Below are 21,850 nucleotides of genomic sequence, written 5' to 3' on the forward strand. Positions count from 1 at the left end.
GCCCCGCCCCCCACGACCCGCCCGGCGACGACCCGCACCGCCCCGGCCCGCCCGGGGGCGGGCCGGAGGAGCGACGGCGAACGGTCAGCGGAGGACCTGGCGCAGCTGCTCCAGCCCCCAGTCGAGGTCCTCCTTGCTGATCACCAGGGGCGGGGCGATCCGGATCGTCGAGCCGTGGGTGTCCTTGACCAGGACCCCGCGGTCCATCAGCTTCTCCGAGATCTCCCGGCCCGTGCCCAGGGCCGGCACGATGTCGACGCCCGCCCACAGGCCACGGCCGCGCACGGCCTCCACCGCCCCGCCGCCGACCATCAGCCCCAGCTCGTGGTGGAGGTGGTCGCCCAGTTCGGCCGCCCGCTGCTGGTACTCGCCGGTGCGCAGCATCGCCAGCACCTCCAGCGCCACCGCGCACGCCAGCGGGTTGCCGCCGAACGTCGAGCCGTGCTCGCCCGGCCGGTGGACACCCAGCACCGCCGCGCTCGACACGACCGCCGACACCGGGACGACCCCGCCGCCGAGCGCCTTGCCCAGCACGTACATGTCCGGGACCACGCCCTCGTGTTCGCACGCGAACGTGCGGCCCGTGCGGCCCAGGCCCGACTGGATCTCGTCCGCGACGAACAGCACGTCCCGCTGCCGGGTCAGCTCCCGGACCGCCGGCAGGTAGCCGTCCGGGGGCACCAGCACCCCGGCCTCGCCCTGGATCGGCTCCAGCAGCACGGCCACGGTGTTGTCGGTCATGGCGAGGTCCAGCGCGGCGAGGTCGCCGTACGGCACGATCTCGAACCCCGGTGTGTAGGGGCCGTAGTCGGCCCGCGCCTCGGGGTCGGTGGAGAAGCTGACGATCGTGGTCGTACGGCCGTGGAAGTTGTCCGCCGCCACGATGATCTTCGCCATGCCGTCCGGCACGCCCTTGACGCGATACCCCCACTTGCGGGCGGTCTTCACGGCGGTCTCCACCGCCTCCGCCCCGGTGTTCATCGGCAGCACCATCTCCATGCCGCAGAACTCGGCGAGCTGCGCGCAGAAGTCGGCGAACCGGTCGTGGTGGAACGCCCGTGACGTCAGCGTCACCCGGTCCAGCTGCGCCTTCGCGGCCTCGATGAGCCGCCGGTTGCCGTGCCCGAAGTTGAGCGCCGAGTAGCCGGCGAGCATGTCGAGGTAACGGCGGCCCTCGACGTCGGTCATCCAGGCACCGTCCGCCGAGGAGACGACGACGGGCAACGGGTGGTAGTTGTGCGCGCTGTGCGCCTCCGCGGAAGCGATCGCCTCTTGTGTGCTCGACACGGGATCTCCGTTCGTCCTGCGGCGTGGGGCGGTGGTGGCGCCCCTTTCTATCGTCGCTCGCCATGCGGACGGGGAAACCTCGCTGGGGCGGTGGCCGCTAGGGTGACGGGTACGCACGGCGACTGGCGTACGGGGAAGCGACCCCGGGGGAGCCGTGCGCGGCAGACCACACGAGGGTGCCGCCCGCCTGGGCACCCGAAGACCTCGTCCGTGCTGCCGGCCCCCTCGGAGGACGCCATGACCAGCCTTCCCCTGCCCGCCCACCACCCGGCCCTCTCCGCCGCCGATCCCGAACTCGCCGCCCTCGTCGGCGCGGAGGAGCGGCTCCAGGCCGACACCCTGCGGCTGATTCCCAGCGAGAACTACGTCTCCCGGGCCGTCCTGGAGGCGTCCGGGACCGTCCTGCAGAACAAGTACAGCGAGGGCTACGCGGGCCGCCGCTACTACGAGGGCCAGCAGAACATCGACCAGGTGGAGCTGCTCGCGGTCCGCCGGGCCAAGGCCCTCTTCGGCGTCGACCACGCCAACGTGCAGCCCTACTCCGGCTCCCCGGCCAACCTCGCCGTGCACCTCGCCTTCGCCCAGCCCGGCGACACCGTGATGGGCATGGCCCTGCCCATGGGCGGCCACCTCACCCACGGCTGGGGCGTCTCCGCGACCGGCACCTGGTTCCGCGGCGTCCAGTACGGCGTACGCCGGGACACCGGGCTCGTCGACTTCGACGAGGTGCGGGAGCTGGCCCTCAAGGAGCGGCCCAAGATCCTGTTCTGCGGCGGCACCGCCCTGCCCCGGACCATCGACTTCGCCGCCTTCGCGGAGATCGCCCGCGAGGCGGGCGCCGTCCTGGTCGCCGACGTCGCGCACATCGCCGGCCTGATCGCGGGCGGTGCGCACCCGTCGCCCGTGCCGCACGCCGACGTCGTCTCCACCACCACCCACAAGACGCTGCGCGGCCCGCGCGGCGCGATGCTGATGTGCCGCGAGGAGCACGCCAGGGCCGTCGACAAGGCGGTCTTCCCCGGCCTCCAGGGCGGCCCGCACAACCAGACCACCGCCGCGATCGCCGTCGCCCTCCGCGAGGCGGCCCAGCCCTCCTTCCGGGACTACGCGCACCAGGTCGTGGCCAACGCCAGGGCCCTCGCGGAGGAACTCCTCGCCCGCGGCTTCGACCTGGTCTCCGGCGGCACGGACAACCACCTGATCCTGATGGACCTCACGCCCAAGGACGTGCCGGGCAAGGTCGCCGCGAAGGCCCTGGACCGGGCCGGGATCGTCGTGAACTACAACACCGTCCCCTACGACCCCCGCAAGCCCTTCGACCCCTCCGGCATCCGCATCGGCACCCCGTCCCTGACCTCCCGGGGCCTCGGTACACAGGCCATGGCGGCCGTCGCCGACTGGATCGACCGGGGTGTCACCGCGGCCCGCACCGGCGACGAGGCCGCGCTGGCCGTCATCCGCGCCGAGGTCGCCGAGCTGATGTCCGCCCACCCGGCCCCCGGCATCCCCACCTGACCCGCTCCCGGCACCCCCGCCCCCCGTGGGGCGGGGGTGCCAGGTCCTCCCGGGCCCGCCCCCGGCCGCCCGCTCCCCGCGCCCGGAACCGCCCCCGACCCCGGGCCCGCACGGGCCCGGGGCGCCCACGCGCCCCGGCCGCCCGGGCCCGCCGCGGGCGGGCGCGACGGGCCTGTGTCGCTCGTCTCATACGACGGTTCCCGACCTGTCGGCGGTAGCTGAGAGAATGAGGGACATGGCCTCTGATCGTCCTCGCGTGCTCTCCGGGATCCAGCCCACCGCCGGCTCGTTCCACCTCGGCAACTACCTCGGCGCGGTCCGCCAGTGGGTCGCGCTCCAGGAGTCCCACGACGCGTTCTACATGGTCGTCGACCTGCACGCGATCACCGTCCCGCAGGACCCGGCGGAGCTGCGGGCCAACACCCGGCTCGCCGCCGCCCAGCTGCTCGCCGCGGGCCTCGACCCCGAGCGCTGCACGCTCTTCGTGCAGAGCCACGTCCCCGAGCACGCCCAGCTCGGCTGGATCATGAACTGCCTCACCGGGTTCGGCGAGGCCTCCCGCATGACGCAGTTCAAGGACAAGTCCGCCAAGCAGGGCGCGGACCGCGCCACGGTCGGGCTGTTCACGTACCCGATCCTCCAGGTCGCGGACATCCTGCTCTACCAGGCCAACGAGGTCCCCGTCGGCGAGGACCAGCGCCAGCACATCGAGCTGACCCGCGACCTCGCCGAGCGATTCAACGCCCGTTTCGGTGAGACGTTCACGGTCCCGGCTCCGTACATCCTGAAGGAGACGGCGAAGATCTACGACCTCCAGGACCCGGCGGTCAAGATGAGCAAGTCCGCCTCCACCCCGAAGGGCCTGATCAACCTCCTGGACGAGCCGAAGGCGACCGCGAAGAAGGTGAAGAGCGCGGTGACCGACACCGACACCGTGATCCGCTTCGACCCCGTCGACAAGCCGGGCGTCAGCAACCTGCTGACGATCATGTCCACCCTCACCGGCACCTCCGTCCCCGACCTGGTGCGGAGCTACGAGGGCAAGATGTACGGCGCGCTGAAGACCGACCTGGCCGAGATCATGGTCGACTTCGTCACCCCCTTCAGGACCCGCACGCAGGAATATCTGGACGACCCCGAGACGCTGGACTCGATCCTGGCCAAGGGCGCGGAGAAGGCCCGCGCGGTCGCCGGGGAGACGCTCGCGCAGACCTACGAGAAGGTGGGCTTCCTGCCCGCCAAGCACTGAGACCGGCGTGAGCGCCGGACGGGACCCGGCGTCCCACCGGCGCTGCTCCGGAGTCCGGCCCGACGGCTCTGGTCACACGACGGGTCCAGCCGCCACACTGGCGGCTGACGGCACGGCGGACGGCCACCGGGTCACCGGCCACCGGCAGAAGACGACAGACGACGAACCGACCGGCGACGACCGAACCGACACTTGAGGAGAACGACGTGGGGACCGTAACGCTCGGCGTTTCGATCGCGGTCCCGGAGCCCTACGGCAGCCTGCTCCAGGAGCAGCGCGCGGGCTTCGGTGATCCCGCCGCGCACGGCATCCCCACGCACGTCACGCTCCTGCCGCCGACCGAGGTCGAAGCGGCGCGGCTGCCGGCGGTCCGGGCGCACCTCGCCGAGGTGGCGGCGGCCTGCCGGTCGTTCCCGATGCGGCTGTCCGGCACCGGGACGTTCCGGCCGCTGTCGCCGGTCGTCTTCGTCCAGGTCGTGGAGGGCGCGGCGGCCTGCTCCTGGCTCCAGCAGCGGGTGCGGGACGCGTCGGGCCCGCTGGAGCGGGAGCTCCAGTTCCCGTACCACCCGCATGTGACCGTGGCGCACGGCATCGCCGAGGACGCGATGGACCGGGCCTACGAGGAGCTGGCCGACTTCGAGGCGGCGTGGACCGTCGGCTCGTTCGCCCTGTACGAGCAGGGCTCCGACGGGGTGTGGCGGAAGCTGTCCGAGTACGAGTTCGGGGCCGGCCGCCCGGCGCCGTCCGTGCCCGCGCAGGGCTCACCCGTGGACGAGCCGGCCGCCACGCGCTCCTGACCGCCGGCGCCCCGCGGCGGCGGTCGGCTCACAGCGGCAGGCGGCGGAAGACCGTGCGGGGGACGTGCCGGAGCGCCGACATCACCAGGCGCATCGCGCCCGGCACCCACACCGTCTCCGAGCGGCGCCACAGGCCCTGCTCGATGGCGTGCGCCACCGCCTCCGGGGTCGTCGCCATCGGTGCCTCCGTCAGCCCGGCCGTCATCCTGGTGCGGACGAAGCCGGGCCGGACCACCATCACGTGGACGCCCGAGCCGTGCAGCGCGTCGCCCAGGCCCTGGGCGAAGGCGTCCAGGCCGGCCTTGCTGGAGCCGTAGATGAAGTTGGCGCGCCGGACGCGTTCACCGGCCACCGACGACAGCACGACCAGCGAGCCGTGGCCCTGGGCGCGCAGCGCGTTGGCGCAGATCAGACCGGCCGAGACGGCGCCGGTGTAGTTGGTCTGGGCGACGCGCACGGCGGCGAGCGGCGCCGCCTCGTCGCGCCCCTGGTCGCCCAGGACGCCGAAGGCGAGCAGCACCATGTCGACGTCGCCCTCCGCGAAGACCTTCCCCAGCGCCTCCTCGTGCGCCGACGGGTCCAGCGCGTCGAAGGGGACCGTGCGGACCGTCACCGCGTCCGTCTCCGGGCGCAGCCCGCGCAGTGCGGCCGCGGCGGCCTCCAGGTCGGGGGAGGGGCGGCCGGCCAGCCAGACGGTCCGGGTGCGCCTCGCGACGAGGCGGCGGGCGGTGGCGAGGCCGATCTCGGACGTGCCGCCGAGGACGAGCAGGGACTGGGGGGCGCCGAAGGCGTCCTTCATGACGTACTCCTTACAGGCCGAGGCGGCGGGCGAGGTCCGAGGTGAACACCGCGCGCGGGTCCAGCTCGGCGCGCAGGTCGAGGAAGTCCGGCAGACGCGGGTACATCACGCGCAGCGCGTCCGGGCGCAGCCGGGAGTCCTTGGCGAGGTAGACGCGCCCGCCCGCGCCCGCCACCTCCTCGTCGAGCTCGTCGAGGAACGCGCCGAGGCCGGTGAGCCCGGCCGGGATGTCCAGCGCCAGCGTCCAGCCGGGCATGGGGAAGGACAGCCAGCCGGGGTCGCCCTCGCCGAACCGCTTCAGGACCGCGAGGAACGACGGGCAGCCCCGGCGCGCGATCCGGCGCACGATGCGGCGCAGGGTGTCCTCCCGCCCGTACCCGACGACGAACTGGTACTGGACGAAGCCGGCGCGCCCGTACACCCGGTTCCAGTGCGGGACCCCGTCCAGGGGGTGGAAGAAGGCGGACAGCCGCTGGAGCTCGCCGGTGCGGTGGCGGGGCGCCCTGCGGTACCAGAGCTCGTTGAACAGGCCGACGGCTGGGCGGCTGAGCAGCCCGTCCGGGACGAACGCCGGGGCGGCCGGCAGCCGGCCGGGGCGGAAGGCGAGGGGGTCGCGCCGGGCCCGCCGGGGGAGCGCGTCGTACGGGGCGTGGTCGCCCCGCGTGAGCACGGCCCGGCCGGTGGCGGCCCCGCGCGCCAGCAGGTCGATCCAGGCGACGGAGTAGCGGTAGCCGTGGTCGTTGGCGGTCAGGCGGGCCATCAGGTCGTCGAGGTCGGTGGCGCGTTCCGTGTCGACCGACATCAGGGACGTCTCGACGGGCAGGAGCTGCACGGTCGCGGAGAGGATCACACCGGTCAGCCCCATGCCGCCGGTGGTCGCGTCGAACAGGTCGGTGCCCGGCAGGACGGTGCGGATGGTGCCGTCGGCGGTGAGCAGGTCGAAGGCGCGTACGTGGCGGCCGAAGGAGCCCGAGACATGGTGGTTCTTGCCGTGGATGTCGGCGCCGATGGCCCCGCCGACGGTGACGTAGCGGGTGCCGGGGGTGACCGGGACGAACCAGCCGAGCGGCAGCAGCACCTCCATCAGGCGGTGCAGGCTGACACCCGCGTCGCACACCACGAGCCCGGCGTCCGCGTCGATGGAGCGGATCCGGGCGAGGCCGGTCATGTCCAGCACGGCACCGCCCGCGTTCTGCGCCGCGTCGCCGTACGCCCGGCCGAGCCCGCGGGCGATGCCCCCGCGCGTGCCGCAGGCGCGGACGGCGGCGGCCGCTTCCTCGTAGCTGCGGGGGCGGACGAGGCGGGCGACGGACGGGGCGGTACGGCCCCAGCCGGTCACCGGCCCGGCCGGTTCGGTGGAGGTCTCGGCGTCGGACATGAACGCGACCGTATCGCCGTACTTGCGTTGTTCGTGCGGTTTGTCGGCTGAGTCGCCCGGCTCGCCGAAATGGGTGATTAAACGAGTGTCATGAAAGATTGCCGCGTCCTGCGGCGTCCGGGGCGCCAGAGTCGTCGGTGGACGACGAAAGGGGTGGCGGAGCATGCGCAAGGCGGGCACCCGGTGGGAGGGCGCCGATCGTCGGCTCCTGGACGTGCTGCACGGCTTCGGCCGCCGCAGGCCGGCGGTGGCGGCGACCGCGCGGACGCTCTCGCTCACGGGCGAGCACGCCGCGCTCTGGCTCGCGGCGGGGCTCGCCGCGGCGGCGGCCGACCGCCCGCGACGCGGCGCGTGGCTGCGCGCCACCGCCCTGACGGCCGCGGCGCACCTGACGGGCTCCGCCCTGAAGCACCTGGTCCGGCGCCCCCGCCCGGTCCCGCCCGCAGCGCCTCCGCACGGCCGGGCCGCCGGGCCGGGGCCCGTGTCCGTGCCCGTGCCTGTGTCCGCCACCGCGCCCGCCGGGCCGGGGTCCCCGGCCGCCGGTTGCTGCGGTGGGCCCGTGCCCGGGGCGTGCGCCGGTGCCGGGCCGAACGCGCGCGGCCGGCGGGCGCCGCTGACGGTGACCGTCACCGGGCCGGTCACGGCGTGCCCGCCCGCTCCCGTTCCCGCATCGGCGGAACCTGCGCCCGACCGCGCGCCCGCAGAGCCCGAGCCCGACCCGGCCCCTGTACCCCTCGCACCCGAGCCCGAGCCCCCGTCCGCCGGACCCGAACCCGGACCCCAGCCCACGCCCCCGTCCGCCACCTCCGGGCACGAGGCCGAGCCTTCCGCCGTCCGGCGCGGGACCGTTGCGCCCCGTCCCGGGTACCCGGCCGCCCCGGGTGGCCGGCCGGGCGGGGCGTTCCGGCCGGTCGTCGGGCGGTACGCGTTTCCCAGCTCGCACGCCGCCTCCGCGGCCGCCGCCGCCGTGGCGTTCGCGGCGGTGCGGCCCGGCGCGCGCTGGGCCGGGGTGCCGGTGGCGGCCGCGATGTGCCTGTCGCGACTGGTGCTGGGCGTCCACCACCCGACCGACGTGCTGGCCGGCGCCCTGCTGGGGGCCGTGACGGCCCGGGTGGGCCACCGGTGGGCGCCGACCCCGGTGCAGGATCGTTTCTCCAGAGGCGGGGCACCCGCCCCGCGGACCGGTGGCCGCCATGGGTGAGCCGACCGTCGCGGGGGCCGTCACGCGCCCGGCGCCCCCCATGGTCCTGCTGCCCCTCGGGCTCGTCCGGGCCGCGCGCCCCCGGCAGTGGGTCAAGAACGTCCTCGTGGCCGCCGCCCCCGCCGCCGCCGGGCAGCTGGTGTCCCGGCACACCGCCCTCCAACTGGGCATCGTCTTCGTGCTGTTCACCGCCGCGGCGGCGGCCGTCTACCTCGTCAACGACGCCCGCGACGCCGAGGCCGACCGCGCCCACCCGGTCAAGTGCCGCCGCCCCGTGGCCGCCGGGGAGGTCCCCGTCCCCGTGGCGTACGGCACCGGCGGCCTCCTCGCGGTCGCCGCGCTCCTCGGCGCCGCCACGCTGTGCAACGCCCTGACGGCCGCGCTGCTGGCCGCGTACCTCGTGATGCAACTCGCCTACTGCCTGCGCCTCAAGCACGTCCTCGTCGTCGACCTCGCCGTCGTCACGACCGGCTTCGTGATGCGCGCCATGATCGGCGGTGTGGCGCTCGGCATCCCGCTCTCGCGCTGGTTCCTCATCACCACCGGCTTCGGCGCCCTCTTCATGGTCGCCGCCAAGCGCTACTCCGAGGCCGTCCAGATGGCCGGGCGGGCGGGGCGGACCCGCGTCCTGCTCACCGAGTACACCACCGGCTACCTCCGCTTCGTCTGGCAGCTCGCCGCCGGTGTCGCCGTGCTCGGCTACTGCCTCTGGGCGCTGGAGCACAGCGGCACCTGGCGCCAGCTGTCCACCGTCGCCTTCATCCTCGGCGTCCTGCGCTACGCGGTCTTCGCCGACCGCGGCACCGCGGGCGCCCCCGAGGACGTCGTCCTGCGCGACCGCCCCCTCGCGGTGATCGGCCTCGCCTGGCTGGCGATGTACGGGATGGCGGTGGCGGACCCGTGAGGCGGGAGGCGCTCGGGTTCCTGCTCGTCGGAGGCGTGGCGTACGCCGCCGACCTGGCGCTCTTCCTCGCGCTCCGGCCGCACTTCGCCCCCCTGCCCGCCAAGGCCCTCGCCTTCCTCGCGGGCTGCACCGTCGCCTACCTCGGCAACGCCCTCGGCACGTACCGCCGCCGCAGCCTCCACCTGCGCCAGTACGGGGCGTTCTTCGGGGTGAACCTCGCCGGCGCCGCCGTGCAGCTCGCGTGCCTCGGCGTGTCGCACTACGGCCTCGGCCTCACCTCACCGCTGGCCGACACCGTCTCCGGGCTGGGCGTGGGCATGGTCCTGGCCACCGGCGTCCGCTTCTGGGGGACCCGCACGCTCGTCTTCGGGCCACGGGGTAGGGACACGTCATGGACTGGCTGACCAAGCTCCCCGTCATCGGCCCGTGGGCCGCGCGTCTGATGCGCACGCACGCCTGGCGCTCGTACGAGACCCTCGACCACGCCCACTGGACCCGCCTGGCCGCCGCCATCACCTTCATCAGCTTCCTGGCGCTCTTCCCGCTGATCACGGTCGCCGCCGCCGTCGGCGCCGCGCTCCTGACCGACGCGCAGCTGCGCGACCTGGAGGAGAGGATCGCCGAACAGGTCCCCGGGATCTCCGACCAGCTGGACCTCGACGCGCTCGTCGCCAACGCCGGCACCGTGGGCCTCGTCGCGGGCGCCCTGCTCCTGTTCACCGGCATCGGCTGGGTGGGCTCCATGCGCGACTGCCTGCGGGCCGTGTGGGGGACCGACGACTGCGACGAGGGCAACCCCGTCGTCCGCAAGGCCAAGGACGCCGTGATCCTGCTCGGCCTGGGCCTGACCGGTCTGGCCTCGTTCGCCGCCTCCGGCCTCGGCTCCACCGCCGTCGGCTGGACCGCCGACCGGCTGGGCATCTCCGGGAGCGGCGCCGGCGGCGTGCTGCTCCAGGCCGCCGCGCTCGCCGCCGCCGTCCTCGCCGACTTCCTGATCCTGCTGTACGTGCTGACGCTGCTGCCCGGCGTCCAGCCGCCGCGCCGCCGTCTGGTGGTGGCGGGGCTGATCGGCGCGGTCGGCTTCGAGGCGCTGAAGCTGCTGCTCGGCGGCTACATGAAGGGCGTGGCGGCGAAGTCGATGTACGGGGCGTTCGGGGTGCCCGTGGCGCTCCTGCTGTGGATCAACTTCACCGCCAAGCTGCTGCTGTTCTGCGCCGCCTGGACCGCTACTCGCTCCCGGACCCGGACCCGGACCCGGACCCGGACTGACGACGACGTCGTACGAGATCGGGAAGCGGCCACCGCCGGTTGACCACGAACCACCCGCCGGCCAGCAGCACCAGCACCCCGCCGGCCACCGTCAGCGCCGTCCCGGCCCCGCTGGCGCCGCCCGCCGCCGCGACCGTCGTCCCGCCGTCACCGTCACCGGCCGCCTGGTCGCCGCCGCCCGGCCCGGTCTGCCCGGCCCCGCCGCTCTCGCCGGTCCCGCTGCCGGTCGCCGCCGACTTCGGCGGCACCAGCTCGCCGACCGGCCGTACCTTGCCGGCCGCCGAGAAGCCCCAGTCCAGCAGGCGGGCCGCCTCCTTGTAGACGGCGTGGCCCTCCTTGGCCGACGGGTTCATGACGGTGACCAGCAGCACCTTGCCGCCCCGCTCGGCCACCCCGGTGAAGGTGGCGCCGGCGTGCGTCGTGCTGCCGTTCTTCACCCCGGCGATGCCCTGGTAGGCGGGGATGCCGAAGTCGCCGGTCAGCAGCCGGTTGGTGTTCTGGATCTCGAAGGTGGAGCGCTTCTTGTTGCCGGGCTTGACCTCGCCGGGGAACTTCGCGCGCGGGGTGGAGCAGTACTCCCGGAAGTCCTTGTTCTGCATGCCGCTGCGCGCGATGAGCGTCAGGTCGTACGCGGACGACACCTGGCCCACCGCGTCGTAGCCGTCCGGCGAGACGACGTGGGTGTCGAGCGCCTGGAGCTCGGCGGCGCGGGCGTTCATGTCCTGGACCGTCCTGGCGATGCCGCCGTTCATCGCCGACAGCACGTGGACGGCGTCGTTGCCGGAGCGGAGGAAGACACCCAGCCACAGGTCGTGGACGGTGTACGCCTGCTTCTCCTTCACGCCGACGAGGCTGGAGCCCGGGCCGACCTTCGCCAGCTCCTCGGGCGCGACCACGTGCGACCGGTTCCGGGGGAGCTTGGGCAGCAGCGTGTCCGCGAACAGCATCTTCAGGGTGGACGCCGGGGGCAGCCGCCAGTGGGCGTTGTGCGAGGCGAGCACGTCACCGCTCTCCGCGTCCGCCACGATCCAGGAGCGGCCCGTGACCTCCTTGGGCAGCACGGGCACCCCGGGGGCGAGGTTCACCTGGGTGCCGGGCCTGCCGAGCTTCGCCCCGCCGACCGTCGACATGACGGCGGGCGGCTTGGGCTGCTCGTCCTTGTCCGGCGCGGGGGCGGCGAGGGCCGGGGCGGCGGCGAGGACGGGCAGCAGCGCGGCGGCGGCGACCGTCGACACGGTCTTCTTCAGAGCTGACACGGTCGAGAACGTACAGGGAGCCCCTGGGGCGGCGGACACCACACCCCGCACGAGCCCCTCGACCGGCGGCGGCGATACTGAACGCATGAAGCTCAGCCGCTCCGCCTCCTGGTTCCTGCTCGCTTTCGGGGTGTGGAGCTGGTTCATCTGGATCACTTTCGTCAAGAATCTCTGGAACGACGGGAGCGGTCTCGCCTTCGACGACGCGGGCGACCCGACTGCCTACTTCTGGGTTCATCTGCTGCTCGCCATCACGTCCTTTGTTCTGGGGACGGTGGTGGGCGTCATCGGGTTGCGTGGTGTCCGCGCTTCGCGCCGCGACACGCGCGTCGAATAGGGGGTAGGGGCTGGTGTTGCTCGTCTCGCTGGTGCTCGTCCTGGTCGTCGGCCTGCTTGGGGTCGTGCACTGGTACGTCTGGCGGCGCCTGGTGCGCGACGTCACCGTCCCGGGAGGGCCGGCACGGCGGCTGGGCACCGTTGCCCTGATTGTGCTGCCGTTGCTGTCGCTCGGCGCGCTGACGGCCGGACGGGCCGGAGTGCCGTTCCCGCTCCAGCAGGCCCTGGCCTGGCCCGGCTTCCTGTGGCTGGCGCTCCTGCTGTACGTGGTGCTCGCGCTGGTGGTGGGCGAGGCGGTCCGGCCCCTGCTCCTGCGGGCCCTCGACCGCCGGGCCGCCGCCACCGCCCCGGGCACGGCCGGCGCGGCGGCGCCCGCGCCCGTGTCGGCCGCGCCCGTGTCGGCCGCGCCCGTGTCGGCCGCGCCCGTGCGGGCGACGGCCGGTGCGCCCGCGCCGTCCGAGGCCAAGGAGGCGCCCGAGGCATCCGGGGCATCCGAGGCCCCGGCGTCCCCCGGGACGGACGGTGCGGACGGGACGGACGGGGCACCCGCCTCGCCCGGGGCGGCCGGACCGTCCCGGCGGCTGTTCGTCTCGCGCGTCGTCGGCGGCGCCGCCGCGGCCGCCGCGCTCGGCACCGTGGGCCACGGGACGTACGGCGTCCTGCGCGGGCCCCGGGTCAAGCGGGTCACCGTGCCGCTCGCGAAGCTGGCCCGCGGCGCGCACGGCTACCGGATAGCCGTGGTCAGCGACATCCACCTCGGCCCCATCCTGGGCCGGGCCCACACCCGGCGCATCGTGGACGCCATCAACGCCACCCAGCCGGATCTCGTCGCCGTCGTCGGCGACATGGTCGACGGCAGTGTCGAGGACCTGGGGCGGGCCGCCGAACCGCTCGCGGAGCTCCGAGCCCGTGACGGCTCCTTCTTCGTGACCGGAAACCACGAGTACTTCTCCGGCGCCGAGGAGTGGGTGGACCACGTCCGCGAGCTGGGCATGCGCCCGCTGCGCAACGAGCGCGTGGAGATCGCCGGCTTCGACCTCGCCGGGGTCAACGACGTCGCGGGCGAGAACTACGGCGACGGCCCGGACTTCGCCGCCGCGCTCGGCGACCGCGACCGGGCGCGCGCCGCGGTGCTCCTCGCCCACCAGCCGGTCGTCATCCACGACGCCGTGGAGCACGGGGTCGACCTGCAGCTGTCCGGCCACACCCACGGCGGTCAGCTCTGGCCCGGCAACTTCCTCGCGGAGCTGGCCAACCCCACCGTCGCCGGGCTCGAACGGTACGGCGACACACAGCTGTACGTGTCGCGCGGCGCGGGCGCCTGGGGGCCGCCGGTCCGCGTCGGCGCCCCGTCCGACATCACGGTCGTGGAGCTGGCGTCGAAGCAGGCGTAGCCGCGCCGGTCACCGTGCGGGGCAGGAACTCCTCCAGCACCTCGTGCAGTTGCCGCACCAGCGGCCGCAGGACCCGGAACCGGGAGAGCGCGATCGTCCGGGCGACGAGGGGAGCGGTGCGGACGACGAGGCGGCGGCTGCGCTCGGTGCCGGGCGACCGGTCGTACACCCAGAACAGCACCAGCCCCATCTGCATCAGCCACATCAGGTGGGGCAGCTGCGCGGCCAGTTCGGGAGCGGTCTTGGTGTCGGAGCCCGACAGCACCCGCTGCTGGATGGCGATGGCCGCCTCGCGGGCGGCGACCGACTCGGGCGAGAAGGGACTGAGCGGACTGTCCGGGTCGGCGGCGTTCTTGAAGAACTGGGTGGCGAACGGGTGGTACGGCTCCGCCACGTCCAGCCACGTCAGCAGCGTGTCGCGGATCCGTACCGCCAGGTCCCGGTCGCCCGCCAGGACGGGCTCGACGGCGGCCGTGTGCTCGGCCTCCAGCCGGTCGTAGAACCCCTGGACCAGGTGTTCCTTGGAGGAGAAGTAGTAGTAGGCGTTGCCGACGGAGACCCCCGCCTCCTGGGCGATGGCCCGCATCGTCGTCCGGTCGTAACCGCGCTCCTGGAACAGCCGGAGCGCGGTCTCGAGGATGAGGGTGCGGGTCTGCTCGGCCTTGGGGGCCTTGGCGGGCCGGGCGGGCTTCGGCGCCGGGGCGTCCGTCACGTCGTTCACGTCCTTCGGGGTGCTCGAGCAGCCTGACTGTAGCCTCCCGGTTTGAACCGGTTCAAGCCGCCCGTGCGCCGAGGTCCGCCACCGCCCGCCGCCCGGGGTGCCCCGCCGTCAGGGCGCCACCTTGATGGCGCTCACCGGGCACGCCCGGGCCGCCTCGCGCACGAGCGGGCTGCCGGCACCGTCCTCCCTCCCGGGCACCAGTTCGCTGAAGCCGTCGTCGTCCTGGGTGAAGACGTCCGGCGCGGTCAGGGCGCACTGCCCCGCACCGATGCAGACGCCCTTGTCGATCAGAATGTCCATGGGGTTCATCCTCACCATGTGACGGGCAGTTCCAGCATCCCCTGGATCGTGTCCCCGGGTTTGAACGGAATCTCCTCCGCCGGCGCGGCCAGCCGCAGCCCCGGCAGCCGCTCGAAGAGCCCGCGCAGCGCGATCTCCATCTCCGCCCGCGCCAGGTTCTGCCCCAGACACTGGTGGATGCCGAAGCCGAACGCGAGGTGGTGGCGGGCGGACCGGTGCCAGTCCAGCGTGTCCGGTTCGGCGTAGGCGGACGTGTCCCGGTTGATGACGGACGTGGAGAAGACGACGCCCTCGTCCGCCCGGATGGTCACGCCCTCGATCTCGATGTCCTCCGTGGCCACCCGGAGCATCCCGTCCGCGATCGACAGGAACCGCAGCAGCTCCTCCACGGCGGCCGGCATCAGCTCCGGGTCCGCCTTCAGCTCCGCCAGCCGTTCCGGGTGCCGGAGCAGGGTGTACGTACCGAGCGAGATCATGTTGGCCGTGGTCTCGTGGCCGGCCACGAGCAGGATGGTGGCGAGCTCGATCAGCTCCTGCTTGTCGAGGCGGCCCCGGGCGAGCTGCTGCTCGACCAGGTCGTCGAGCACGCCCTCCCCGGGCTTGTCGCGCTTGTGCTCGATCAGGTCGCCGAGGTAGCCCTCCAGTCGCAGACGGGCTTCCTCGGTGTCCTGCGCCGACGGGCCGCGCAGCAGCCGGCGCGACTGCTCCTCGAAGAACTCGTGGTCGGCGTAGGGCACTCCCAGCAGGTCGCAGATGACGATGGACGGCACCGGCAGGGCGAAGGCGGACACCAGCTCGGCCGGGGGGCCCTGCTCGACCATGGCGTCGAGCAGCTCGTCCACCGTCCGCCGGATGCGCGGCCGCAGGTCGGCCGTGCGTTTGAGGGTGAACCCGGGGATGAGCATCCGGCGCTGCGCGTTGTGCTCGGGGTCGTCCACGCCCAGCAGGGCGGCGCGGCGCCGGCTGCGTACGGCCGCGAAGCGCTCCGTGGGGATCGGGAAGGCCGCGTTGGTGGAGTCGGTGGACAGCCGCTGGTCGGACAGGAGCCGGCGGGCGGCGGCGTGGCCGGTGACGACCCACACCGAGCGGCCGTCGTAGAGGGTGGCCCGGGTGAGCGGCCGGGCTTCGCGCAGTGGTGCGTAGGCGGCGGGCGGGTGGTAGGGACACGTGCGGTCCTGGGGGAACGCTACGGCTTCCGTCATGGTGGCCTCGCAAGCACGGGATCTCGGACTGCCGATCTCCACTACATGCCTCAGGCATCCATCGGGTCCATACCCAGTTCGGCCAAACCACCGGTACGGGCGACCCACGGCCGAAGGGCCCGCTTCCGTGAGGAAACGGGCCCTTCGGCGCCGGCGCGGGGAAGGTCAGTAGCGGCGCGTGATCAGCGCGCGCTTGACCTCCTGGATCGCCTTGGTGACCTCGATGCCACGCGGGCAGGCGTCCGTGCAGTTGAACGTGGTGCGGCAGCGCCACACGCCGTCCTTGTCGTTGAGGATCTCCAGCCGCTGCTCGCCGGCCTCGTCGCGCGAGTCGAAGATGAAGCGGTGGGCGTTGACGATCGCGGCCGGACCGAAGTACTGGCCGTCGTTCCAGAACACCGGGCAGGACGACGTGCACGCGGCGCACAGGATGCACTTGGTGGTGTCGTCGAACCGCTCGCGGTCCTCGGCGGACTGGAGCCGCTCACGCGTCGGCTCGTTGCCCTTGGTGATGAGGAAGGGCATCACGTCGCGGTACGCCTGGAAGAACGGCTCCATGTCCACGACCAGGTCCTTGAGGACCGTCAGGCCCTTTATGGCCTCGACCGTGATGGGCTTCTCCGGGTTGATGTCCTTGATCAGCGTCTTGCAGGCGAGCCTGTTCTTGCCGTTGATCCGCATCGCGTCGGAGCCGCAGATGCCGTGCGCGCACGACCGCCGGAAGGTGAGCGAGCCGTCGACGTCCCACTTGATCTTGTGGAGACCGTCGAGCACGCGCTCCTTCGGGTCGATCTCGATCTGGAAGTCCTGCCACTGCGCCTCGTCCGAGATCTCCGGGTTGAACCGGCGGATCCGGAAGGTGACCGTGATGTAGGGGGAGGCGGCGGAGTCCGCCTCGACCTTGTCCAGTACGGGGGTAGCCATCAGTACTTACGCTCCATCGGCTGGTAGCGGGTCTGGACGACGGGCTTGTAGTCGAGACGCACGGTCTCGGAGCCGTCGGCGCCGACCTCGCGGTACGCCATGGTGTGGCGCATGAAGTTGACGTCGTCGCGGTTCGGGTAGTCCTCGCGGTAGTGACCGCCGCGGGACTCCTTGCGGGCCAGCGCCGAGACGGCCATGACCTCGGCCAGGTCGAGCAGGTTGCCCAGCTCGATGGCCTCCAGCAGGTCCGTGTTGAACCGCTTGCCCTTGTCCTGGATGGACACGTTCCGGTACCGCTCGCGCAGCTCGGCGATCTTCTCGACCGCCGTCTTGATCGTCTGCTCGGTGCGGAACACCATCACGTTGGCGTCCATCGTCTCCTGGAGCTCCTTGCGCAGCACCGAGACCCGCTCGCTGCCGGTGGAGTTGCGGAGCCGCTCGACCTGCTCCCGCACGAAGGAGGCCGGGTCCTCCGGCAGCTCGACGTAGTCGGCCTTGGCCGAGTACTCGGCGGCGGCGATGCCGGCGCGCTTGCCGAAGACGTTGATGTCGAGCAGCGAGTTGGTGCCCAGGCGGTTGGCGCCGTGCACCGACACGCACGCGACCTCGCCGGCGGCGTACAGGCCCGGCACGACGGTGGTGTTGTCGCTGAGGACCTCGCCCTCGACGTTGGTCGGGATGCCGCCCATGGCGTAGTGCGCGGTCGGCTGGATCGGGATCGGGTCCGTGTAGGGCTCGATGCCGAGGTACGTCCGCGCGAACTCGGTGATGTCGGGCAGCTTGGCGTCCAGCTGCTCCGGCGGCAGGTGGGTGAGGTCCAGGTAGACGTGGTCGCCCTCGGGACCGCAGCCGCGGCCCTCGCGGATCTCCGTGTAGATGGAGCGCGAGACGACGTCACGCGAGGCGAGGTCCTTCATGACGGGCGCGTACTTCTCCATGAAGCGCTCGCCGTCCTTGTTGCGGAGGATGCCGCCCTCACCGCGGGCGCCCTCCGTCAGCAGGATGCCCATGCGCCAGATGCCCGTCGGGTGGAACTGGAAGAACTCCATGTCCTCCAGCGGCAGGCCGCGCCGGTAGCAGGCGGCCTGGCCGTCACCGGTCAGGGTGTGCGCGTTGGACGTCACCTTGAAGAACTTGCCGGTGCCGCCGGACGCGTAGATCACGGCCTTGGCCTGGAAGACGTGGATCTCACCGGTGGCCAGCTCGTAGGCGACCACACCGGCCGACTTCTTGACGCCGTCGACCTCGGTGATCAGCTGGTCCAGGACGTAGAACTCGTTGAAGAACTCCACGCCCTCCTTGACGCAGTTCTGGTACAGCGTCTGGAGGATCATGTGACCGGTGCGGTCCGCGGCGTAGCAGGACCGGCGGACCGGGGCCTCGCCGTGGTTGCGGGAGTGGCCGCCGAAGCGGCGCTGGTCGATGGTGCCGTCCGGGGTCCGGTTGAACGGCAGGCCCATCTTCTCCAGGTCGAGGACGGCGTCGATGGCCTCCTTCGCCAGGATCTCGGCGGCGTCCTGGTCGACCAGGTAGTCACCGCCCTTGACCGTGTCGAAGGTGTGCCACTCCCAGTTGTCCTCCTCCACGTTCGCCAGCGCGGCGGCCATGCCGCCCTGCGCGGCGCCCGTGTGGGAGCGGGTGGGGTAGAGCTTCGTCAGCACGGCGGTACGGCTGCGCTTCGTCGCCTCGATGGCGGCGCGCATGCCCGCGCCGCCGGCGCCGACGATGACGGTGTCGTACTTGTGGATCTTCATGCGGATTTCCTCAGCCCCGTGCCTAGCGGATGTTCGGGTCGAAGGTGAAGATCACCAGCGTGCCCAGAAGGATGGTGAACACCGTGGCGGTGTACAGCAGGCCCTTGAGCCACAGGCGCGTGTTCGGGCGCTCGGCGTAGTCGTTGATCACGGTACGCAGGCCGTTGGCGCCGTGCAGCATCGCCAGCCACAGCATCAGCAGGTCCCAGACCTGCCAGAACGGGGACGCCCAGCGGCCCGCCACGAAGGCGAAGCCGATCTTGGAGACGCCGCCGTCCAGCACGAGCTGGATCAGCAGGTGGCCGATGACGAGGACGACCAGCACGATGCCCGACAGGCGCATGAAGAGCCACGCGGCCATCTCGAAGTTGCCGCGGGTCGACTTCGGGGTCTTGCCCGTCCGCTTGCGGGGCGGCTCGATGTACGGAGCCGGGTTGTCGGTGTCGTACAGGCTCTCGCCCTCGACGGGGCCGACGGCGGACTTGGTGAGGTCAGTGGACATCTCGGACATCAGCTCCCGAACACTTCGCGTACGGCGTGGCCGAGGACGGGGTAGAGAGCGCCCACCATCAGGACGAACCAGATGGCCATCACGGACCAGAGCATCTGCTTCTGGTAGCGCGGGCCCTTGGACCAGAAGTCCACGGCGATCACGCGAAGGCCGTTGAGCGCGTGGAAGAGGATGGCGGCGACGAGGCCGTACTCCAGCAGCGCCACGAGCGGCGTCTTGTAGGTGGCGACGACCTCGTCGTAGGCCTCGGGGGAGACACGGACGAGAGCGGTGTCCAGCACGTGTACGAACAGGAAGAAGAAGATGAGGACGCCGGTGACTCGATGAGCCACCCACGACCACATGCCTTCCCGGCCGCGGTACAGCGTTCCAGCCGGCACGGAAAAACCCTCCGGGAGCGGGGATCAGGGTCGGCCGGCTTCGATGTCGGTCTGACCCGGCCGGGTACGGTCCACCGGCCCCGGTCATCGTAGCGACGACTTGTCGGATCCCTCGCCCGGGGTCCCCAGGTGTGATCAAACAGGCACGGACGGGCTACCCGAGGGGCCGGTTCGTCCGATCAGACGGGACAAACGGGCACGAGCCAGGCGCCGCAGCTCGTCGGCGGCGATCACCCGCTCCTTCTCCGGCGGGTGGCTCATGCGCAGGTGGATGGCCGACAGGGCCTGGTTGAGCTGCTCCTCGGGCCGGTGGCCGTCCAGGCAGATCACGAAGGCGTGGTGGAAGCGGCTCTCGTACCGGGCGTGCGCCGCCTCCCAGGCGGTGTGCGCGGCCGTCGGGGTGCCCGGCGGCAGGCCGGCCGAGGCCTCGTCGGCCAGCGCCTCGTCCAGGTCGGCGCCGGACAGGTCGTAGCTGGCCTCGTCGGCGGCGGCGAGCAGCGCGTCGAGCGTGGGGTACGGGCGGTGGGCGGCGATCAGCCGCGCCCAGCCGCGGCTGCCGCAGCAGGCGAGCAGTGCGGCCTCGGCCGCCGCGGCCGGGGCCGCGTTGAACCGCACCAGCCCTTCGAGGGCGTGCCCGGCGTGGCCCTGGGCAGGTATGGCCCGGGCGCGGGCGGACTCCGACGGGGCGTGTCGCGGGCGGGCGGTGCCGGTGCCCGACCCGGGCGTGGCGGCCCTGGCCGCGAGGGCGGGCGGTCGCTTCGGGGTGCCTGCGGTGGAGTCGCCGGCCATCGTGGGGCTCCTCGAAAAGGGCAGCGGAAGGGACAGCGGGTGATCTGTGAGGAAGGTGTGAGGGAAGGGGCACAACATTACCCAGGGTGAGCGCGGGCGGGAGGGGAGATGCGAGAAGTTCACTCGGAAGGGAGAGTTTCCGTACAGCCATGGACACCCATGGACGGAGGTAGGCGAGTGAACCGGCATTCCACAGGGGGTCTCGTCGCGGCGGTGCTGCTGTCCCTCACCGCCGCGGGCTGCGGGGACGGCGGCGACGGCGACCGGGGGACCGCCGCGCCCGGTACCGCGACCACACCGGCGTCCACCGCGCCGGCCACGGAGGCGGCCCCCGAGGCGTCGCCCACCCCGTCACCCGCACGGACGTATCCGCTCTCCACCGAACCCCGCACCATCCCGTCGGTGCGCGACCACGAACCCGCCCGGGGCCCCGGCTGGCGGCCCGGCGCCGGGAGCGCGGTCGTCGTCGCCAAGGGCAGCGGCGTGCTCGCGGACGAGGCCCGGCTCCTCGCGGGCGAGCTGAGGACGGCCTACCGGGGCGAGGCCCCCGCCCGCCCCGGCGACGTCGAGCTGGCCCTGAACAGCGGGCAGGCCGGCGGCCCCGAGTCGTACACCCTCACCACCCGGGGCGGGCGGGTGCGCATATCCGCGCCCGACCAGGCCGGGGCCTTCTACGGCACCCGCACGGTCAAGCAGGCGCTCCGTTCCGGCGGCGTGGTGCCGGAGGGCGTCGTCCGCGACCGGCCCGGCAAGCCGCAGCGCGGACTGAACCTGGACATCGCCCGCAAGCACTTCAGCGCCGCCTGGATCGAGGACCGGCTGCGCGACATGGCCGACCTCAAGCTCAACCAGCTCGGCCTGCACTTCTCCGACGACCAGGCCTTCCGCATCGAGTCCGCCTCGCACCCCGAGGTCGTCTCCGCCCAGCACCTGACCAAGGCGGAGGTGCGCCGCATCCTGGCCCTCGCCGCCCGGCTGCACATCACCGTCGTCCCCGAGATCGACTCGCCCGGACACCTCGGCGCGGTCCTGCGGGCCCATCCCGACCTCCAGCTGCGCAACGTGCAGGGCACGCCCCGGCAGGGCGCCATCGACATCTCGAAGCCCGCGTCGGCCAGGATCGTCGACGACCTGCTGCGCGAGTACGCCGCGCTCTTCCCCGGCCCGTGGTTCCACCTCGGCGCCGACGAGTACCAGGCGCTGACGGTGCGCGACCCGGCCGCCTCCTACCCGCAGCTCGCGACCGCGGCCCGGCAGAAGTACGGACAGGGCGCCGGTGTCGAGGACCTCGCGACCGGCTGGCTGAACGACCGGGCGGCCGTGGTGAACGCGGCGGACAAGGAGGCCAAGGCCTGGAACGACGGCTTCTTCGCCGGCGGGGCGGTCACCGCGGACAAGGACATCGAGGTCGAGTACTGGACCGGCAAGGAGATCGGCGCCCGCGAACCGGTGGAGTACCTGCGCGAGGGCCGCGCGGTGGTGAACCTCAACGACGAGTACCTCTATTACGTGCTCGGCGAGCCCAACGAGTTCACGTACCCCACCGGGCGCCGCATCTACGAGGAGTGGACGCCGCTGGTGCTGCGCGGCTCGTCGGCGGTGCCCGAGCGGTACGCGGGCCAGATCCTCGGCGGCCGGTTCGCCGTCTGGTGCGACCTGGCCGGCGCCCAGACCCCGGCCCAGGTGGCGAGCGGCATCCGGATGCCGCTGCGGGCGACGGCCCAGAAGCTCTGGGACCCGGCCCGGCCCACGCTGACCTGGGCGGACTTCCGGACGCTCGCCGACCGGCTGGGCGGCGGGGCGTGAGGCGGGAGGCGCGCGGCCGGCGCCGGCGGGGGACCCGTCGTCGCTGAACCGATGGTTTCCCGCCACACGCAGTGACGT

At 73.0% G+C, this 21,850-nt stretch carries 22 protein-coding genes and 1 riboswitch; of the genes, 10 read left to right on the forward strand and 12 right to left on the reverse strand.

Translation table 11 applies throughout. The annotated features are described in order from the left end of the window. Positions 1-84 precede the first annotated feature (84 nt). Positions 85-1,287 carry an ornithine--oxo-acid transaminase gene (gene rocD, locus A4V12_RS05935; protein ID WP_064068154.1) on the reverse strand — a complete coding sequence of 401 codons (1,203 nt, stop codon included), beginning with the start codon at positions 1,285-1,287 and terminating at the stop codon, positions 85-87. 108 nt (positions 1,288-1,395) lie between these two features. Then, a riboswitch (ZMP/ZTP riboswitch) is annotated at positions 1,396-1,487 on the forward strand. A 37-nt stretch (positions 1,488-1,524) separates the two neighbouring features. Here rocD and glyA point away from each other — a divergent pair. The 3 genes from glyA (at position 1,525) to A4V12_RS05950 (ending at position 4,848) form a co-directional block, all read left to right on the forward strand. Further along, positions 1,525-2,802: a serine hydroxymethyltransferase gene (gene glyA, locus A4V12_RS05940; RefSeq protein WP_064068215.1), complete on the forward strand. Its 1,278-nt coding sequence runs from the start codon at positions 1,525-1,527 to the stop codon at positions 2,800-2,802. A gap of 235 nt (positions 2,803-3,037) precedes the next feature. Continuing rightward, the gene (gene trpS / locus A4V12_RS05945; RefSeq protein WP_064068155.1) at positions 3,038-4,051 is read left to right on the forward strand and encodes a tryptophan--tRNA ligase; all 1,014 of its coding nucleotides are present in this window, start codon (positions 3,038-3,040) and stop codon (positions 4,049-4,051) included. 206 nt (positions 4,052-4,257) lie between these two features. Next, the gene (locus A4V12_RS05950; protein ID WP_064068156.1) at positions 4,258-4,848 is read left to right on the forward strand and encodes a 2'-5' RNA ligase family protein; all 591 of its coding nucleotides are present in this window, start codon (positions 4,258-4,260) and stop codon (positions 4,846-4,848) included. A gap of 28 nt (positions 4,849-4,876) precedes the next feature. On the opposite strand, the gene A4V12_RS05955 is transcribed toward A4V12_RS05950, so the two are convergent. Then, the gene (locus tag A4V12_RS05955) at positions 4,877-5,647 is read right to left on the reverse strand and encodes a decaprenylphospho-beta-D-erythro-pentofuranosid-2-ulose 2-reductase (RefSeq protein WP_064068157.1); all 771 of its coding nucleotides are present in this window, start codon (positions 5,645-5,647) and stop codon (positions 4,877-4,879) included. Positions 5,648-5,657: 10 nt separating this feature from the next. After that, positions 5,658-7,025, reverse strand: a complete 1,368-nt coding sequence (locus A4V12_RS05960; protein ID WP_064068158.1) for an FAD-binding oxidoreductase — start codon at positions 7,023-7,025, stop codon at positions 5,658-5,660. Between the two features lie 163 nt (positions 7,026-7,188). Here A4V12_RS05960 and A4V12_RS39890 point away from each other — a divergent pair, with 163 nt between their 5' ends. From A4V12_RS39890 to A4V12_RS05980, 4 genes are read left to right on the forward strand one after another with little or no spacing between them, the layout of a single operon-like run. Further along, positions 7,189-8,226: a phosphatase PAP2 family protein gene (locus A4V12_RS39890; protein WP_423563607.1), complete on the forward strand. Its 1,038-nt coding sequence runs from the start codon at positions 7,189-7,191 to the stop codon at positions 8,224-8,226. After that, a complete protein-coding gene (locus A4V12_RS05970) occupies positions 8,219-9,130 on the forward strand; it encodes a decaprenyl-phosphate phosphoribosyltransferase (RefSeq protein WP_064068216.1) in 912 nt (303 codons plus the stop codon). Before A4V12_RS39890 ends, A4V12_RS05970 begins: the two co-directional genes overlap by 8 nt. After that, positions 9,091-9,534: a GtrA family protein gene (locus A4V12_RS05975; protein ID WP_079136845.1), complete on the forward strand. Its 444-nt coding sequence runs from the start codon at positions 9,091-9,093 to the stop codon at positions 9,532-9,534. Before A4V12_RS05970 ends, A4V12_RS05975 begins: the two co-directional genes overlap by 40 nt. Beyond that, a complete protein-coding gene (locus A4V12_RS05980; RefSeq protein ID WP_064068160.1) occupies positions 9,522-10,442 on the forward strand; it encodes a YihY/virulence factor BrkB family protein in 921 nt (306 codons plus the stop codon). Before A4V12_RS05975 ends, A4V12_RS05980 begins: the two co-directional genes overlap by 13 nt. Here A4V12_RS05980 and A4V12_RS05985 read toward each other — a convergent pair. Beyond that, positions 10,357-11,655 (reverse strand): D-alanyl-D-alanine carboxypeptidase family protein, encoded by a 1,299-nt coding sequence (locus tag A4V12_RS05985; protein ID WP_350497998.1) that lies wholly within the window; start codon positions 11,653-11,655, stop codon positions 10,357-10,359. The two genes, A4V12_RS05980 and A4V12_RS05985, sit on opposite strands and share 86 nt — an antisense overlap. Positions 11,656-11,740: 85 nt before the next feature. On the opposite strand from A4V12_RS05985, the gene A4V12_RS05990 reads away from it, so the two are divergent. Further along, positions 11,741-11,992 (forward strand): SCO4848 family membrane protein, encoded by a 252-nt coding sequence (locus A4V12_RS05990; protein WP_064068161.1) that lies wholly within the window; start codon positions 11,741-11,743, stop codon positions 11,990-11,992. A 13-nt stretch (positions 11,993-12,005) separates the two neighbouring features. Then, a complete protein-coding gene (locus tag A4V12_RS05995) occupies positions 12,006-13,385 on the forward strand; it encodes a metallophosphoesterase (RefSeq protein ID WP_423563611.1) in 1,380 nt (459 codons plus the stop codon). Here A4V12_RS05995 and A4V12_RS06000 read toward each other — a convergent pair. The 8 genes from A4V12_RS06000 to A4V12_RS06035 all read right to left on the reverse strand — a co-directional run bounded on the left by A4V12_RS06000 (position 13,351) and on the right by A4V12_RS06035 (position 19,966). Continuing rightward, positions 13,351-14,097 carry a TetR/AcrR family transcriptional regulator gene (locus tag A4V12_RS06000; protein ID WP_064068218.1) on the reverse strand — a complete coding sequence of 249 codons (747 nt, stop codon included), beginning with the start codon at positions 14,095-14,097 and terminating at the stop codon, positions 13,351-13,353. The two genes, A4V12_RS05995 and A4V12_RS06000, sit on opposite strands and share 35 nt — an antisense overlap. A 117-nt stretch (positions 14,098-14,214) precedes the next feature. Then, a complete protein-coding gene (locus A4V12_RS06005) occupies positions 14,215-14,406 on the reverse strand; it encodes a ferredoxin (RefSeq protein WP_064068219.1) in 192 nt (63 codons plus the stop codon). 11 nt (positions 14,407-14,417) lie between these two features. Then, on the reverse strand, positions 14,418-15,608 hold the full coding sequence (locus A4V12_RS06010; protein WP_064068163.1) for a cytochrome P450: 1,191 nt from the start codon (positions 15,606-15,608) through the stop codon (positions 14,418-14,420). A 165-nt stretch (positions 15,609-15,773) separates the two neighbouring features. Then, entirely contained in the window at positions 15,774-16,532 is a 759-nt protein-coding gene (locus A4V12_RS06015; protein WP_064068164.1) for a succinate dehydrogenase iron-sulfur subunit, read from the reverse strand. After that, positions 16,532-18,286 carry a succinate dehydrogenase flavoprotein subunit gene (gene sdhA, locus A4V12_RS06020; protein WP_064068165.1) on the reverse strand — a complete coding sequence of 585 codons (1,755 nt, stop codon included), beginning with the start codon at positions 18,284-18,286 and terminating at the stop codon, positions 16,532-16,534. The genes A4V12_RS06015 and sdhA overlap by 1 nt, the downstream gene beginning before the upstream one ends. A 22-nt stretch (positions 18,287-18,308) precedes the next feature. Then, the gene (locus A4V12_RS06025) at positions 18,309-18,788 is read right to left on the reverse strand and encodes a succinate dehydrogenase hydrophobic membrane anchor subunit (RefSeq protein WP_064068220.1); all 480 of its coding nucleotides are present in this window, start codon (positions 18,786-18,788) and stop codon (positions 18,309-18,311) included. An 8-nt stretch (positions 18,789-18,796) separates the two neighbouring features. Next, complete coding sequence (gene sdhC, locus A4V12_RS06030) at positions 18,797-19,177, reverse strand: succinate dehydrogenase, cytochrome b556 subunit (RefSeq protein ID WP_079136836.1); 381 nt, start codon at positions 19,175-19,177, stop codon at positions 18,797-18,799. 135 nt (positions 19,178-19,312) lie between these two features. Then, complete coding sequence (locus A4V12_RS06035; RefSeq protein WP_079136837.1) at positions 19,313-19,966, reverse strand: 2-oxo-4-hydroxy-4-carboxy-5-ureidoimidazoline decarboxylase; 654 nt, start codon at positions 19,964-19,966, stop codon at positions 19,313-19,315. 159 nt (positions 19,967-20,125) lie between these two features. Here A4V12_RS06035 and A4V12_RS06040 point away from each other — a divergent pair, with 159 nt between their 5' ends. Then, positions 20,126-21,772, forward strand: a complete 1,647-nt coding sequence (locus A4V12_RS06040) for a beta-N-acetylhexosaminidase (RefSeq protein ID WP_064068167.1) — start codon at positions 20,126-20,128, stop codon at positions 21,770-21,772. Positions 21,773-21,850: the final 78 nt, after the last annotated feature.

Origin of the sequence: Streptomyces noursei (genome assembly GCF_001646665.1) — a bacterium.
GTDB lineage: Bacteria > Actinomycetota > Actinomycetes > Streptomycetales > Streptomycetaceae > Streptomyces > Streptomyces lavendulocolor.

Coding starts and splice junctions, on each gene's coding strand:
- A4V12_RS39890 (WP_423563607.1), top strand. CDS start 7,189: ATGCGCAAGGCGGGCACCCGGTGGGAGGGCGCCGATCGTCGGCTCCTG.
- A4V12_RS06035 (WP_079136837.1), bottom strand. CDS start 19,966: ATGGCCGGCGACTCCACCGCAGGCACCCCGAAGCGACCGCCCGCCCTC.
- A4V12_RS06010 (WP_064068163.1), bottom strand. CDS start 15,608: ATGACGGAAGCCGTAGCGTTCCCCCAGGACCGCACGTGTCCCTACCAC.
- A4V12_RS05955 (WP_064068157.1), bottom strand. CDS start 5,647: ATGAAGGACGCCTTCGGCGCCCCCCAGTCCCTGCTCGTCCTCGGCGGC.
- A4V12_RS05990 (WP_064068161.1), top strand. CDS start 11,741: ATGAAGCTCAGCCGCTCCGCCTCCTGGTTCCTGCTCGCTTTCGGGGTG.
- sdhA (WP_064068165.1), bottom strand. CDS start 18,286: ATGAAGATCCACAAGTACGACACCGTCATCGTCGGCGCCGGCGGCGCG.
- A4V12_RS06040 (WP_064068167.1), top strand. CDS start 20,126: ATGGACGGAGGTAGGCGAGTGAACCGGCATTCCACAGGGGGTCTCGTC.
- trpS (WP_064068155.1), top strand. CDS start 3,038: ATGGCCTCTGATCGTCCTCGCGTGCTCTCCGGGATCCAGCCCACCGCC.
- A4V12_RS05980 (WP_064068160.1), top strand. CDS start 9,522: ATGGACTGGCTGACCAAGCTCCCCGTCATCGGCCCGTGGGCCGCGCGT.
- A4V12_RS06005 (WP_064068219.1), bottom strand. CDS start 14,406: ATGGACATTCTGATCGACAAGGGCGTCTGCATCGGTGCGGGGCAGTGC.
- A4V12_RS05970 (WP_064068216.1), top strand. CDS start 8,219: ATGGGTGAGCCGACCGTCGCGGGGGCCGTCACGCGCCCGGCGCCCCCC.
- glyA (WP_064068215.1), top strand. CDS start 1,525: ATGACCAGCCTTCCCCTGCCCGCCCACCACCCGGCCCTCTCCGCCGCC.
- A4V12_RS06025 (WP_064068220.1), bottom strand. CDS start 18,788: ATGTCCACTGACCTCACCAAGTCCGCCGTCGGCCCCGTCGAGGGCGAG.
- A4V12_RS06015 (WP_064068164.1), bottom strand. CDS start 16,532: ATGGCTACCCCCGTACTGGACAAGGTCGAGGCGGACTCCGCCGCCTCC.
- A4V12_RS05960 (WP_064068158.1), bottom strand. CDS start 7,025: ATGTCCGACGCCGAGACCTCCACCGAACCGGCCGGGCCGGTGACCGGC.